14 protein-coding genes are annotated in these 13,427 nt (G+C 73.2%); 4 read left to right on the top strand and 10 right to left on the bottom strand.

What is annotated here, in order from left to right; all coding sequences use genetic code 11:
- Positions 1-102: 102 nt before the first annotated feature.
- The 7 genes from truB to rimP form a co-directional block, all read right to left on the bottom strand.
- Positions 103-1,002 carry a tRNA pseudouridine(55) synthase TruB gene (gene truB / locus IE287_RS07995; RefSeq protein ID WP_189848184.1) on the bottom strand — a complete coding sequence of 300 codons (900 nt, stop codon included), beginning with the start codon at positions 1,000-1,002 and terminating at the stop codon, positions 103-105.
- Positions 999-1,439, bottom strand: a complete 441-nt coding sequence (rbfA, locus tag IE287_RS07990) for a 30S ribosome-binding factor RbfA (protein WP_189848183.1) — start codon at positions 1,437-1,439, stop codon at positions 999-1,001. Before rbfA ends, truB begins: the two co-directional genes overlap by 4 nt.
- Before the next feature lie 27 nt (positions 1,440-1,466).
- A complete protein-coding gene (locus IE287_RS07985) occupies positions 1,467-1,760 on the bottom strand; it encodes a DUF503 domain-containing protein (protein WP_030496575.1) in 294 nt (97 codons plus the stop codon).
- 144 nt (positions 1,761-1,904) lie between these two features.
- Positions 1,905-4,982 carry a translation initiation factor IF-2 gene (gene infB, locus IE287_RS07980; RefSeq protein ID WP_189848182.1) on the bottom strand — a complete coding sequence of 1,026 codons (3,078 nt, stop codon included), beginning with the start codon at positions 4,980-4,982 and terminating at the stop codon, positions 1,905-1,907.
- A gap of 150 nt (positions 4,983-5,132) precedes the next feature.
- Complete coding sequence (locus IE287_RS07975; RefSeq protein ID WP_189848181.1) at positions 5,133-5,423, bottom strand: YlxR family protein; 291 nt, start codon at positions 5,421-5,423, stop codon at positions 5,133-5,135.
- Positions 5,424-5,518: 95 nt separating this feature from the next.
- Entirely contained in the window at positions 5,519-6,514 is a 996-nt protein-coding gene (nusA, locus tag IE287_RS07970; RefSeq protein WP_189848180.1) for a transcription termination factor NusA, read from the bottom strand.
- A 2-nt stretch (positions 6,515-6,516) separates the two neighbouring features.
- Positions 6,517-7,014: a ribosome maturation factor RimP gene (gene rimP / locus IE287_RS07965; protein WP_189848179.1), complete on the bottom strand. Its 498-nt coding sequence runs from the start codon at positions 7,012-7,014 to the stop codon at positions 6,517-6,519.
- A gap of 191 nt (positions 7,015-7,205) precedes the next feature.
- On the opposite strand from rimP, the gene IE287_RS07960 reads away from it, so the two are divergent.
- The 4 genes from IE287_RS07960 to IE287_RS07945 are packed head-to-tail and all read left to right on the top strand — an operon-like array spanning position 7,206 to position 10,082.
- Positions 7,206-7,790 carry a hypothetical protein gene (locus IE287_RS07960; protein ID WP_189848178.1) on the top strand — a complete coding sequence of 195 codons (585 nt, stop codon included), beginning with the start codon at positions 7,206-7,208 and terminating at the stop codon, positions 7,788-7,790.
- On the top strand, positions 7,787-8,203 hold the full coding sequence (locus IE287_RS07955; protein ID WP_189848177.1) for a ferritin-like domain-containing protein: 417 nt from the start codon (positions 7,787-7,789) through the stop codon (positions 8,201-8,203). The genes IE287_RS07960 and IE287_RS07955 overlap by 4 nt, the downstream gene beginning before the upstream one ends.
- A 55-nt stretch (positions 8,204-8,258) precedes the next feature.
- Positions 8,259-9,158: an aminoglycoside phosphotransferase family protein gene (locus IE287_RS07950; RefSeq protein ID WP_189848176.1), complete on the top strand. Its 900-nt coding sequence runs from the start codon at positions 8,259-8,261 to the stop codon at positions 9,156-9,158.
- 57 nt (positions 9,159-9,215) lie between these two features.
- The gene (locus IE287_RS07945; protein ID WP_189848175.1) at positions 9,216-10,082 is read left to right on the top strand and encodes a slipin family protein; all 867 of its coding nucleotides are present in this window, start codon (positions 9,216-9,218) and stop codon (positions 10,080-10,082) included.
- Between the two features lie 85 nt (positions 10,083-10,167).
- Here IE287_RS07945 and IE287_RS07940 read toward each other — a convergent pair whose 3' ends face one another.
- From IE287_RS07940 to IE287_RS07930, 3 genes are all read right to left on the bottom strand, one after another.
- Positions 10,168-11,868: a proline--tRNA ligase gene (locus IE287_RS07940; protein ID WP_189848174.1), complete on the bottom strand. Its 1,701-nt coding sequence runs from the start codon at positions 11,866-11,868 to the stop codon at positions 10,168-10,170.
- Between the two features lie 107 nt (positions 11,869-11,975).
- A complete protein-coding gene (locus IE287_RS07935; protein WP_189848173.1) occupies positions 11,976-12,521 on the bottom strand; it encodes a GNAT family N-acetyltransferase in 546 nt (181 codons plus the stop codon).
- A 28-nt stretch (positions 12,522-12,549) separates the two neighbouring features.
- Positions 12,550-13,395: a GNAT family N-acetyltransferase gene (locus IE287_RS07930; RefSeq protein WP_189848172.1), complete on the bottom strand. Its 846-nt coding sequence runs from the start codon at positions 13,393-13,395 to the stop codon at positions 12,550-12,552.
- Between the last annotated feature and the right edge of the window lie 32 nt (positions 13,396-13,427).

The raw sequence follows: 13,427 nt of genomic DNA, 5'->3' as shown, positions 1-13,427 counted from the left end.
GCGGGCGCGCAGCGCGCACCCGCCCTTCCGTCGCCGGAGGCGTACCGGCCGGGGCGTGCCCGGCGGAGGCCCACCGGCCCGGACCTGCCGGCCCGGGCCGTCTCAGCCGAAGACGGCCAGGCTCTTCGCCTTGCCCCGCTGGTCCTCCACCAGGGCGAGCAGCGTCCCGTCCGGCCCGAAGACCGCGACCGGGCCCTTGGGATACTCCGGCATCTCCAGCCGGACCCCGTTGAGCAGCAGCCGGGCCCGCTTCTCGTCGACGTCCCAGCGCGGGAACGCCGCCGTCGCGGCGTCGGCGACCGGCATCACGGTCAGCTCCTCCTGGAGCTGGTCGAGCGTGCGGGCGCCGTCCAGCTTGTACGGACCCACCCGGGTGCGCCGCAGCGCGGTCAGGTGCCCGCCGACGCCGAGTCCGGCGCCGAGGTCCCGGGCCAGCGCCCGGATGTACGTACCGGAGGAGCAGACCACCGAGACGACCAGGTCGACGACGGGCGTGCCGTCCTCGGCGGTCGCCTCGCGCACGTCGTACACCCGGAAGGAGGAGACGGTGACCGGCCGGGCCGGGATCTCGAACTCCTCGCCGCCGCGCACGCGCGCGTAGGACCGCTTCCCGTCGATCTTGATCGCGGAGACCTTCGACGGGACCTGCATGATCGCGCCCGTCAGCTCCGCGACCCCGGCGTCGATCTGCTCGCGGGTGACCTTCGAAGCGTCGACCGACGCCGTGATCTCGCCCTCGGCGTCGTCGGTGATCGTGGTCTGGCCCAGGCGGATGGTGCCCAGGTACTCCTTCTCGGTCAGCGCGAGGTGACCGAGGAGCTTGGTGGCCCGCTCCACGCCGAGGACGAGGACGCCCGTGGCCATGGGGTCGAGCGTGCCGGCGTGGCCGACGCGGCGGGTCCTGGCGATCCCGCGCATCTTGGCCACGACGTCGTGCGAGGTGAAGCCCGACGGCTTGTCGACGATGACGAGGCCGTCGGGCGTCTTGGTCGTGTTGCTCATTCGGCGGCTTCGTCCTCGCCCGGCTTCTTGTAGGGGTCGGCCTCGCCGGCGAAGGTCGCGCCGGAGGAGGCCTGCCGCACCTGGGCGTCGGAGGCCCGCGCCTTGTCGAGGAGGTCCTCGATGGTCCGGGCGTTCTCCGGGAGGGCGTCGGCCACGAAGGCCAGGGTGGGGGTGAACTTGGTCCCCGCCGCCCGGCCCACGGCCGAACGGAGGATGCCCTTGGCGCTCTCCAGGCCGGCCGCGGCGCTCGCCCGGTCCTCGTCGTCGCCGTAGACCGTGTAGAAGACCGTGGCCTCCCGCAGGTCACCGGTGACACGGGTGTCCGTGATCGTCACGTGCGTACCCAGGCGCGGATCCTTGATGCCGCGCTGCAGCTTCTCGGCGACCACCTCCCGGATGAGGTCCGCCAGCTTCTTCGCCCGCGCGTTGTCGGCCACTGGTCCGTCTCCTTCTTTGCCTTGCGTTCAGTCTTCATCAGTGTGGAGCCTGCGGCGCACCGACAGCAGCTCCACCTCGGGCCGGGCGGCCACCAGCCGCTCGCATCGGTCGAGGACGCCGTTGAGGTGTCCGAGGTCCCCCGACACCATCGCGACGCCGATCTCGGCCCGCCGGTGGAGGTTCTGGCCGCTCACCTCCGCCACGCTCACCGAGAACTTCCGTTGCAGCTCGGCGATGATCGGCTTCACGAGGGAGCGTTTCTCCTTGAGCGAGTGGACGTCGCCGAGGAGCAGGTCGAAGGACAGGGTCCCCACATACATGTGTGTCCGGATGTCCCGCCGGTTCGGGGTCAGTGGCCCCGCCGACCCAGGGGCGGGGGCGGGAACACCGAAACCGTACACGGAACGGCCGGGGCCGATCGACGGAATTACCTCCGCCGACCGGCCCCGGCACTTCACCGCGTGTTACGCGCGCGGCTTCTCGCGCATCTCGTACGTCGCGATGACGTCGTCGATCTTGATGTCGTTGAAGTTTCCGAGGTTGATACCACCCTCGAAGCCCTCGCGGATCTCGGTGACGTCGTCCTTGAAGCGGCGCAGACCCTCGATGTTGAGGTTCTCGGCGATGACCTTGCCGTCGCGGATGAGGCGCGCCTTGGTGTTGCGCTTGACCTCGCCGGAGCGGATGAGGACACCGGCGATGTTGCCGAGCTTGGAGGAGCGGAAGACCTCGCGGATCTCCGCGGTGCCGAGCTCGACCTCCTCGTACTCCGGCTTGAGCAGACCCTTGAGGGCCGCCTCGATCTCCTCGATCGCCTGGTAGATGACCGAGTAGTACCGGACGTCCACGCCCTCGCGCTCGGCCATCTGCTGCGCACGCCCGGCGGCGCGCACGTTGAAGCCGATCACGATGGCGTCGGAGCCCATCGCCAGGTCGATGTCCGACTCGGTGACGGCACCCACGCCGCGGTGCAGGACGCGGATGTCGACCTCCTCGCCGACGTCCAGCTGGAGCAGGGAGGACTCGAGGGCCTCGACGGAACCGGAAGCGTCACCCTTGATGATCAGGTTCAGCTGCTGGATCTCGCCGGCCTTGAGCACCTTGTCCAGGTCCTCGAGCGAGACGCGGCGGACGCGCTTGGCGAAGGCCGCGTTCCGCTCGCGGGCGGCACGCTTCTCGGCGATCTGGCGGGCGGTGCGGTCCTCGTCGACGACGAGGAAGTTGTCGCCGGCACCCGGGACGTTGGTGAGGCCCAGGACGAGGACGGGGGTCGACGGGGTCGCCTCCTCCACGTTGTTGCCCTTGTCGTCGAGCATCGCCCGGACACGGCCGTACGCGTCGCCGGCGACGATGGTGTCGCCGATGCGCAGCGTTCCGCGCTGGACGAGGACGGTCGAGACGGCACCGCGACCACGGTCGAGGTGGGACTCGATCGCGATGCCCTGCGCGTCCTGGTCCGGGTTGGCCCGGAGGTCGAGCGAGGCGTCGGCGGTGAGGATCACGGCCTCCAGCAGGGAGTCGATGTGCAGACCCTGCTTGGCGGAGATGTCGACGAACATCGTGTCGCCGCCGTACTCCTCGGCCACCAGACCGAACTCGGTCAGCTGACCGCGGACCTTGACCGGGTCGGCACCCTCGACGTCGATCTTGTTGACCGCGACGACGATCGGGACGCCGGCGGCCTTGGCGTGGTTGAGCGCCTCGATCGTCTGCGGCATGACGCCGTCGTTGGCCGCGACCACGAGGATCGCGATGTCGGTCGACTTCGCACCACGGGCACGCATGGCGGTGAACGCCTCGTGACCCGGGGTGTCGATGAAGGTGATGCGACGCTCTTCGCCGTTGACCTCGGTACCGACCTGGTAGGCACCGATGTGCTGGGTGATGCCACCGGCCTCGCCCGCGACCACGTTGGTCTTGCGGATGGCGTCGAGGAGTCGGGTCTTACCGTGGTCGACGTGACCCATGACGGTCACGACCGGCGGACGGGAGACCAGGGACTCCTCGCCGCCCTCGTCCTCGCCGAACTCGATGTCGAAGGACTCGAGCAGCTCGCGGTCCTCCTCCTCCGGGCTGACGACCTGGACGACGTAGTTCATCTCCTCGGCCAGCATGACCAGCGTGTCGTCGGAGACGGACTGCGTGGCCGTGACCATCTCGCCGAGGTTCATCATGACCGCGACGAGCGACGCCGGGTTGGCGCCGATCTTCTCCGCGAAGTCGGTGAGGGACGCACCGCGCGACAGGCGAATGGTCTCGCCGTTGCCGCGAGGCAGCATCACGCCGCCCACGGACGGGGCCTGCATGGCCTCGTACTCCTGGCGCCTCTGCCGCTTCGACTTGCGACCGCGACGCGCGGGACCGCCGGGACGACCGAAGGCGCCCTGCGTGCCACCACGGCCACCCGGACCGCCGGGACGACCGCCGAAGCCGCCGGGACGACCGCCGAAGCCGCCGCCACCGCCGCCGGGACCGCCCGGACGACCGCCGCCGCCGCCACCCGGACCGCCGGGACGGCCGGCGAAGCCGCCGCCGCCACCACCGGGACCGGCCGGACGGCCGGCGAAGCCGGGACGACCGCCGCCGCCGCCACCGGGACCACCGGGACGACCACCGGGGCCACCCGGGCCACGGCCGCCGGGGCCCGGACGCGGGCCGGCAGCGGGACGCTGCGGCATCATGCCCGGGTTCGGACGGTTACCGCCGGGCGCGCCACCGGGACGCGGAGCCTGCGGACGGGGCATGCCACCGGGGGTCGGACGGGCGCCGCCCTGACCCTGCGGGCGCGGGGCGCCGCCGGGGCCGCCGGGGCCCTGCGGACGCGGGGCGCCCGGAACGGCACCGGGGCCACCGGGACGCGGGGCACCGCCACCCGGACGGGGCGCCTGCGGGCGCGCCATGCCGGTGGAGCCGCCGGAGGTGAAGGGGTTGTTGCCCGGACGCGGGCCGGCCGGACGGGCACCGCCCGGACGGGGGGCCTGCTGGCCGGGGCGCGGCGCCTGCTGGCCCGGACGCGGAGCGCCCTGGCCCGGACGGGCACCGGTCGGACGCGGGGCGCCGGGGGCGGCACCACCGGGGCGCTGGGCGGCGGGGGCCGCCGGAGGCGCGGTGAACTCCGGGTTGGTCGGAGCCGGGGCGGCGGGCGCCGGCTTGGGCGCGGGAGCCGCGGGCTTCGGACCCGGGGTCGGACGCGGGCCGGAGGCGGCCGGCGTCGCGGGCTTCTCGGCCGCCGCGGGCTTGGGCGCCGGGGTGGGCGCTCCAGGCTTCGGGGCGGCGGGACGGGCGGCCTGCGCCGGGGACGGCGCCGGGGCACCCGGCTTGGGGGCGGGCGCCGCCTTGCGGGGCGCGCCGGGCTTGGCAGCGGTCTTGCCGGCGGAACCGCCGGGACCCTGCAAAGCGTCAGTCAACTTGCGCACGACCGGCGCCTCGATCGTCGAGGACGCCGAACGGACGAATTCACCGAGTTCCTGGAGCTTGGCCATGACGACCTTGCTCTCTACACCGAACTCCTTGGCGAGTTCGTATACCCGGACCTTAGCCACTTCGCTCCTTTATAGGTCCGGATTACCGCCGGACCGTCGCTACTTCATGGGCGTACTCATCGCGTACTCATCGAGTGCTCATCGCAATCTCGACCTACTTCCGACTCGCGAGGTACCTGACCGCACGGTGTTCCGTGCCGTACTTCCTGTTCACTGCGGTGCCGCCTGCGCGGCCTGCTCGACGTGCTCCCGGAGAACCACCGCGTCGAGCGGCCCGGGGGTCTTGAAGGCCCTCGGGAACGCCCGGCGGCGGACCGCCAGGTCGAGACAGTGCAAGGCGGGGTGCACGTACGCACCCCGGCCGGGCAGCGTACCGCGATCATCGGGGACGAGCTCGTCCTTGATCATCACGATCCGCAGCAGATCGCTCTTGGCCGCTCGCTCCCGGCATCCCACACAGGTTCGCTCGGGGCACGCGCGGGCATGCGTCCGGCCAGACACGATTAAGTCTACCTCCCCGTACCGACCTCACCCGTTTGGGGCAAAAATCGAACAGCTGTTGGCCAAAAACGATCTCCGGCTTGCGGCCGGGCCGCTCAGCCCTCCTCGGCCACGACCTCGGTGTCCGGCCGGATGTCGATCCGCCAGCCGGTGAGGCGGGCGGCCAGGCGGGCGTTCTGCCCCTCCTTGCCGATGGCCAGGGAGAGCTGGTAGTCGGGGACCGTCACCCGGGCGGACCGGGCGGCGGCGTCGACGACCTCGACCTTGGAGACACGGGCCGGGGAGAGCGCGTTCGCCACCATCTCGGCCGGGTCGTCCGACCAGTCGACGATGTCGATCTTCTCGCCCAGCAGCTCCGCCATCACGTTCCGGACCCGGCTGCCCATGGGGCCGATGCAGGCGCCCTTGGCGTTCAGGCCCGAACGGGTGGAACGGACCGCGATCTTGGTGCGGTGACCGGCCTCACGGGCGATCGCCGCGATCTCGACCGAACCGTCGGCGATCTCCGGCACCTCCAGGGCGAAGAGCTTCTTCACCAGGTTGGGGTGGGTGCGCGAGAGGGTGACGGACGGGCCGCGGACGCCCTTGGCCACGCGCACGACGTACGTGCGCAGCCGCAGACCGTGCGTGTAGTCCTCGCCCGGCACCTGCTCCTGCACCGGAAGGATGGCCTCCAGCTTGTCGTCCAGCTTGACGAGGACGTTCTTCGGGTCCTTGCCCTGCTGCACCACGCCGGCGACGACATCGCCCTCGCGGCGGGCGTACTCGCCGAAGGTCACGTCGTTCTCGGCGTCGCGCAGCCGCTGCTGGATGACCTGGCGGGCGGTGCTCGCCGCGATGCGGCCGAAGTCCGACGGGGTGTCGTCGAACTCCTTGGGCTCCTGCCCCTCCTCCAGGTCGGCCGGGTCCTCCTCGGCCCACACCGTCACGTGACCGGTGTGCCGGTCCAGCTCCACGCGCGCGTGGCGGCGGGCGGACGGAGTGCGGTGGTAGGCGATGAGGAGGGCCGACTCGATCGCCTCGACCAGCATCCCGAAGGAGATGTCCTTCTCCTGTGCCAAGCCCTTCAGGAGCTTCACGTCGATGTCCACGGCTACGCCTCCTCTTCCTTCTTGTCCTTGCGGTTGAACTCGATCTCGACACGCGCCTTGGCGATCTCGGCGAACTCCACGCGGCGGGCGGTGGCCTTGCGGCCCTTCACGCCCGGGACCTCGGTGTCGAGGCCGTCCTCGTCCACGGCCAGGATGCGGGTGACCAGGTCCCCGCCCTCGGCCAGCTGGAGCTTCACCAGCCGGCCGGTGGCCCGCACGTAGTGGCGGTGCTCGGAGAGCGGACGGTCGGCACCCGGGGAGCTGACCTCCAGGACGTACTCGCCGTCGCCCATGGCGTCGGTCTCGTCCAGCTTCGCGGAGATCGCGCGGCTCAGCTCGGCACAGGTGTCCAGCTCGACGCCCTCGTCCGAGTCGACGACGATCCTCAGCAGTCCGCGGCGGCCGGCCCGGGACACCTCGATCTCTTCCAGATCCAGGTCCTCCGCGTGGACGAGCGGCTCAATGAGTCCGCGCAGCCTGTCGCTCTGGGTGGTGCTCATCCGGGTGACTCCTCGGCCGCGTGTGCTGTTGTGGGTACGTCGCTCGTCGCTGCTTGTCGCTGCGTGTCGGATCAAGGGTATCCGGTCCCGGAGGGTGTTGCCGTCCACCACGGGGGCGCCCGCGGGTACGCTCGCCTGCGGTGATCTTCGACGGGCGGCCGGGAGGGGTCCGGAATGCTGAGGGAGAGAGCGTGACGACGACGGGCAGACGCGCCGTGCTCGTGGCGGGGGCCTCGGCCGCCGCGGCGGCCCTGACGGGCTGCACCTCCGACGCCGGGGGCCCGCGCCGCCCGAGCGCCGCGGAGGAGGCGGCGGCCCGAGAGGCCGAACGGGTGGCCCGTGCCCAGGCGGCTCTCCGCCGCCGCGCGGTGACCGCCTCGCGGACCCTGCTGGAACGTTACGACGCCACCCTCGCCGCCCATCCCGCGCTCCGCGCGCGGGTGGCCCCCCTGCGGAGCTCCGCAGCGGCCCACGCGCGCGCGCTCGGCGAGGCCGACCGGGCGACGGCCTCCCCCGCCACCGGCTCCGGCACCGCGGCGACGGCCTCCCCCGCCACCGGCACCGCGGCCGCGTCCACCGCCCCGGGCACCCCGGCCCCCGTCCCCGCCGACCCGAAGGCCGCGCTGCGGGCCCTGGCCGACGCCGCCAGGACCGCCTCCGACGCCCACACCGCCGAGCTGCTCGCGGCCCCTCCCGAGTACGCCCGGCTGCTCGCCTCCGTGGCCGCCGCCGGCGCCGCCCACGCCTACCTGCTCACCGAAGGAGCCGCCGCATGAGCGCACTCCCGGCCGCCCAGGCCGCGCTCGCCGCCGAGCACGCGGCGGTGTACGGCTACGGAGTCGTCGGCGGCCGGGTCGCCGAGGACCGCCGGGCCGAGGCGACCGCCGGGTACGAGGCCCACCGCGCCCGCCGGGACGCGCTGCGCCGCACCGTCCGCGACCTCGGCGGCACGCCGGCCGTCGCGGCCGCCGCGTACGAGCTCCCCTTCCGGGTGGCCGACCCGGCCGGCGCGGTCCGGCTGGCGGCCGTCCTGGAGGACCGGGTGGCCGGGGTCTACTCCGACCTGGTGCGGGCCTCGGACGGCACCCTGCGCCGCGAGGCCGCCGCCGCGCTCCGGGAGGCGGCGGTCCGTGCGGTGCGGTGGCGCGGCAGCGACGTAACCTTTCCTGGGCTCGCCGAGCGGGTGTGAGTCCGGCCCCCACCAGCCCTGATCGCCCCGCCCCAGCAGAAGGAACGACGCACGCATGGGTTTCGAACCGCCCCGGCGACTGGTGACGGCGCTCCCCGAGAGATACGGCGACGCCGACGCGGCCGACTGGCTCGGGCGGCTGCCCGGCCTCGCCGAGCGGGTGCCCCGCGAGGCCGGACTGACCGTCGAGCGGATGGTGGCCCCCGGCGGACGCGACAGCCTCGTCCTGCTCGTCCGCGACGCCGGCGGCGAGCCCGCCGCGCTGAAGATCGCGCCGCCCTTCACCCGCCCGGACCGGGAGCGGGACGCGCTCGCCCACTGGAACGGCTGGGGCGCCGTCCGGCTGCTCGCCGAGGCCCCCGGGGACTCCCTCGTCCTGGAGCGGCTGCACCCCGAGGTGTCCCTGCGCTCGCTGCCCGAGGCCAAGGCCCTCCTGGAGGCCGCCGGGACCGTGCGCAAGCTGTGGGTGGAGCCGCCCGCCGGACACGCCTTCGAGACCGTGACGGAGCGCACCGCCCGCCAGGCGTCCGCCATGGGGTACTACCGGGCCGACGCCGTCGCCGGGGAGCTGACCGCGGCCGCGCTCGCCGCCCGCGAGGAGCTCCTCGCCGGGCCCGCCGAGGAGCTGCTGCTGCACGGCGACTTCCGGCAGGGCAAGGTGCTCGGCGGCGACCGTGCGCCCTGGCTGGCCGTCGGGCCCGACCCGCTGGTCGGCGAGCGCGCCTACGACCTCGCGCGGCTGGTGCGGGAACGGGTCGAGGACCTGGTCGCCTCCTCGGCCGGCGCTCCGGCGGCCCGGCGGCGGGTCAACCGGCTGGCGGACTCGCTCGACGTCGACCGGGAGCGGCTGCGCGGCTGGACGCTCTTCCGGACCGTCGAGTCCGGCACCCGGGCGCTGACCGGCGGACGGCGGCAGGAGGCCGAGTGGCTGCTGGAGTTCGCGAGCTGGCTGTGAGTCCGCGGCCCTTCTGAGGGGAATACCCTTTTTGTATCCCTTCCTCAGGGGGCCGTGATGATCGAAGAACTCCTCCTGGCCGTCGCGGGGGCGGCGGCGGCGACCGCGGTCTACGTGGGCGCGGCGGCGCGCGTGGTGAAGCAGTACGAGCGGGGCGTCGTCTTCCGCTTCGGCCGGCTGCGGGGCGAGGTGCGGCCGCCCGGCTTCACCATGATCCTTCCCGCGGTCGACCGGCTCCACAAGGTGAACATGCAGATCGTCACGATGCCGGTGCCCGCGCAGGAGGGCATCACCCGGGACAACGTGACGGTCCGGGTCGACGCCGTCGTCTACTTCCGGGTGGTGGACGCGGCGGAGGCGCTGGTGCGGGTCGAGGACTACAAGTTCGCGGTCTCGCAGATGGCGCAGACCTCGCTGCGGTCGATCATCGGCAAGAGCGACCTCGACGACCTGCTGTCCAACCGCGAGAAGCTCAACCAGGGCCTGGAGCTGATGCTCGACTCCCCCGCGATCGGCTGGGGCGTGCAGATCGACCGGGTCGAGATCAAGGACGTGTCGCTCCCCGAGACCATGAAGCGGTCGATGGCCCGGCAGGCCGAGGCGGACCGGGAGCGGCGGGCCCGGCTGATCAACGCGGACGCGGAGCTCCAGGCGTCGAAGAAGCTGACCGAGGCGGCGCACCAGATGGCCGACGCCCCGGCGGCGCTCCAGCTGCGGCTGCTCCAGACGGTGATGGCGGTGGCCGCCGAGAAGAACTCGACCCTGGTCCTGCCGATCCCGGTGGAGCTGCTGCGCTTCCTGGAGCGCGCCACGCCGGAGGCGCCGCGGCCCGGACCGGTGCCGCAGGCCCCTCCCGCGCCCGCTCCGGAACCGCTGCCGCCGATCGAGGACCTCACCGGCCCCTCGGTCGACCCGTCGAGGTGACGCGGGGCCGCGGGAGGACGCCGACGCCGCCCCGCGCGGGAGCGCGGGGCGGCGTCGGCGCGGCCGGTCACACGGCCGGTGGCGGTCAGGCCGTCAGCGCGGCGAGGGCCTCCTCGACGGTGAGCTCCTCGCGCTCGCCGGTGCGGCGGTCCTTCAGCTCCACGACGCCCTCGGCGGCGCGGCGGCCGGCGACGAGGATCTTCGGGACGCCGATGAGCTCCGCGTCGGTGAACTTGACGCCCGGGGAGACGCCCGCGCGGTCGTCGACGAGGACCCGCAGGCCCGCGGCGGACAGCTTGTCGGAGACCTCCAGGGCCAGTTCGGTCTGGAGGGCCTTGCCGGCGGCGACGACGTGGACGTCGGCGGGCGCGACCTCGGCCGGCCAGCACAGGCCCTTGTCGTCGGCGGTCTGCTCGGCGAGCGCGGCGACGGCGCGCGAGACGCCGATGCCGTAGGAGCCCATGGTGACGCGGACCGGCTTGCCGTTCTGGCCGAGGACGTCGAGCTTCAGGGCGTCCGCGTACTTGCGGCCGAGCTGGAAGATGTGGCCGATCTCGATCGCGCGGTCCAGCTTGAGGCCGGTGCCGCACGCGGGGCACGGGTCGCCCTCCTGGACGACGACGACGTCGACGTACTCCTCGACCTCGAAGTCGCGGCCCGCGACGACGTTCTTCGCGTGCATGCCCTCCTCGTTGGCGCCGGTGATCCAGTCGGTGCCGGGGGCGACGCGCGGGTCGGCGACGTAGCGGACCTTCTCCAGGCCCTGGGGGCCGACGTAGCCGCGGACCAGGTCGGGGCGGGCGGCGAAGTCGGTCTCGGTGACCAGCTCGACGGCGGCCGGGGCGAAGTGCGCCTCGACCTTGTCCATGTCGACCTCGCGGTCGCCGGGGACGCCGACGGCGACGATCTCGCCGTCGACCTTCACCAGGAGGTTCTTGAGGGTGGCGGAGGCCGGGACGCCGAGGTGGGCGGCGAGGGTCTCGATGGTGGGGGTGTCGGGCGTGGGGATGGTCTCCAGGGCCGCGACCGCGGAGCCGTCGACGGCCTTGACCTCCTGGTACACGGCCTCGGTGTTGGCGGCGAAGTCGCAGTTCGGGCAGTCGGCGAAGGTGTCCTCGCCGGCCTCGGCCGGGGCGAGGAACTCCTCGGACTTGGAGCCGCCCATGGCGCCGGCGGTGGCCGCGCAGATGCGGTAGTCGAGGCCGAGGCGCTCGAAGATCCGCTGGTAGGCCTTGCGGTGCACGCCGTAGGACAGGGCCAGGCCCTCGTCCTCGGTGTCGAAGGAGTAGGAGTCCTTCATGAGGAACTCGCGGCCGCGCAGGATGCCGGCGCGGGGGCGGGCCTCGTCGCGGAACTTGGTCTGGATCTGGTAGAGGATCACCGGCAGGTCCTTGTAGGACGAGCACTGGTCCTTCACCAGGAGGGTGAAGATCTCCTCGTGGGTGGGGCCGAGGAGGTAGTCGCCGCCCTTGCGGTCCTGGAGGCGGAAGAGCTCGGCGCCGTACTCGCTCCAGCGGCCGGTGGCCTCGTAGGGCTCGCGGGGCAGCAGGGCCGGGAGGGAGACCTCCTGGGCGCCGACGGCGTCCATCTCCTCGCGGACGATCCGCTCGACGTTGGCGAGCACCTTCTTGCCCAGCGGCAACCAGCTCCAGATGCCGGCGGCGGTGCGGCGGACGTAGCCGGCGCGGACGAGGAGCTTGTGGGAGAGGACCTCGGCGTCCGCCGGGTCGTCGCGCAGCGTCTTCGCCATCAACTGGGACATGCGCTGGACCGGTGCGTTGGCCATGGTTCTCGTACTCCTGCGGGGATGGGGGTCCCCCTGCTCGAACGGGGCCGAGAGCTTGGGGGAGCTGATGGCCCCGAGATTATCCGGGCGGCCCCGTCCGCGAGAAATCAGTTCCGGCGCGGCAGCGGCAGCGGCGCGCCCATGACGGCGTAGGGGCGGGCGGCGCTCGGGAAGTGGACCTGGCGGGCGAGGTCGGTGTAGCCAAGGGAGCGGTAGAGGCCGCGGGCCGGCGACTCGGTGTCGATGGCGGAGAGGATGGAGCGCTTCTCGTCGGCGGTGTCGGTGATCGCGGTGATCAGCCCGCGGCCGAGGCCGAGGCCCTGGAAGGCGGGGTGGACGTGGAGTTCGGTGATGACGAAGGACCCCTCGAGCCAGTCGGCGGTGCCGGTGACGCGGAGGTACGGCTCCACCACGGTCGACCACCAGTGGGCGCGGTCGTTGGGCATCCCGTACACGAAGCCGACGAGCCGTCCGTCGGGGGTGGTGGCGCCGAAGGCGCGGGCGCCGGGGCTGGTCAGGTGGCGCAGCACGATGTGGCGGCGCACGGCGACCTCCTCGGCGTCGAGGCCGAAGGCGACCGCCTGCACGGCGAGGGCCTCGTCCACCCGGGCGGCGAGGTTGACCGGTCCGATCACGGCCTGTGCGTCGTCCATGCGGCGCACCCTACAAGTGCCCGCCGGTTCAGAACAGCACGCTCATGAAGGCGCCGGTCTCGCGGAAACCGACACGGCGGTACGCCGCCCGGGCCGGGGTGTTGTAGTCGTTGACGTACAGGCTGACGACGGGGGCGACGTCGGCGAGGGCGTACTGGAGGACGGCGGCCATGCCGGTCTCGGAGAGGCCCCTGCCCCGGTGTTCGGGGGCGACCCAGACGCCCTGGATCTGGCAGGCCTGGCGGGTGGCGGCGCCGATCTCGGCCTTGAAGACGACCTTGCCGTCCTCGATGCGGGCGAAGGAGCGGCCGGAGGCGACGAGCTCGGCGACCCTGGCCTGGTAGAGCAGGCCGCCGTCGCCGGCCATCGGGGAGACGCCGACCTCCTCGGTGAACATGGCGACGCAGGCGGGCATGATCACGTCCATCTCGTCCTTGCGGACGCGGCGGACCCGCGGGTCGGGGGCGACGGCCGCGGACGGCTCCTCGGCGACCATGAGGGGCTGGTGGGCGCGGACGTCGCGGGCCGGGCCCCAGGCGGGTTCGAGGAGGCGCCAGAGCTCTCCGGTGGGGCCGGCCGGGCCGACGATCGAGGAGCAGCGGCGGCCGATCCGGCGGGCCCGGTCGGCGAAGGCGCGGACGGCCTCGGGGGTGGCGCAGATGGGGACCAGGTTGGCGCCCGCGTAGCAGAGCGAGGTGAGCCGGCCCTCGGTGTACCAGCCCCACATCTCGCCGCCGAGGCGCCAGGGGTCGAGCCCCGCCATCCGGACGCGGGCGGTCACGAAGGCGTTCTCGACGGGGGCGCTCTCCAGGACGGCGAGGGCGGCTCCGAGATCGGCGGGTTCGAGGACCCGGGTGGTCGTCTGTGTCAACACGAGGGGCCTCACCGTGCGGTTCTGCTGGTCCT

Source organism: Streptomyces omiyaensis, from assembly GCF_014650895.1.
Taxonomy (GTDB): Bacteria; Actinomycetota; Actinomycetes; order Streptomycetales; family Streptomycetaceae; genus Streptomyces; species Streptomyces omiyaensis.
The sequence above is the reverse complement of the archived record's forward strand: the minus strand, read 5'-3'. Positions and strand labels throughout refer to the sequence as shown.

What these genes read in the sequence shown, in the direction of transcription:
- rimP (WP_189848179.1), bottom strand. Translation starts at nt 7,014, where the DNA reads ATGAGCACCACCCAGAGCGACAGGCTGCGCGGACTCATTGAGCCGCTC.
- IE287_RS07935 (WP_189848173.1), bottom strand. Translation starts at nt 12,521, where the DNA reads ATGGACGACGCACAGGCCGTGATCGGACCGGTCAACCTCGCCGCCCGG.
- truB (WP_189848184.1), bottom strand. Translation starts at nt 1,002, where the DNA reads ATGAGCAACACGACCAAGACGCCCGACGGCCTCGTCATCGTCGACAAG.
- IE287_RS07985 (WP_030496575.1), bottom strand. Translation starts at nt 1,760, where the DNA reads ATGTATGTGGGGACCCTGTCCTTCGACCTGCTCCTCGGCGACGTCCAC.
- IE287_RS07950 (WP_189848176.1), top strand. Translation starts at nt 8,259, where the DNA reads ATGGGTTTCGAACCGCCCCGGCGACTGGTGACGGCGCTCCCCGAGAGA.
- IE287_RS07945 (WP_189848175.1), top strand. Translation starts at nt 9,216, where the DNA reads ATGATCGAAGAACTCCTCCTGGCCGTCGCGGGGGCGGCGGCGGCGACC.
- IE287_RS07955 (WP_189848177.1), top strand. Translation starts at nt 7,787, where the DNA reads ATGAGCGCACTCCCGGCCGCCCAGGCCGCGCTCGCCGCCGAGCACGCG.
- IE287_RS07940 (WP_189848174.1), bottom strand. Translation starts at nt 11,868, where the DNA reads ATGGCCAACGCACCGGTCCAGCGCATGTCCCAGTTGATGGCGAAGACG.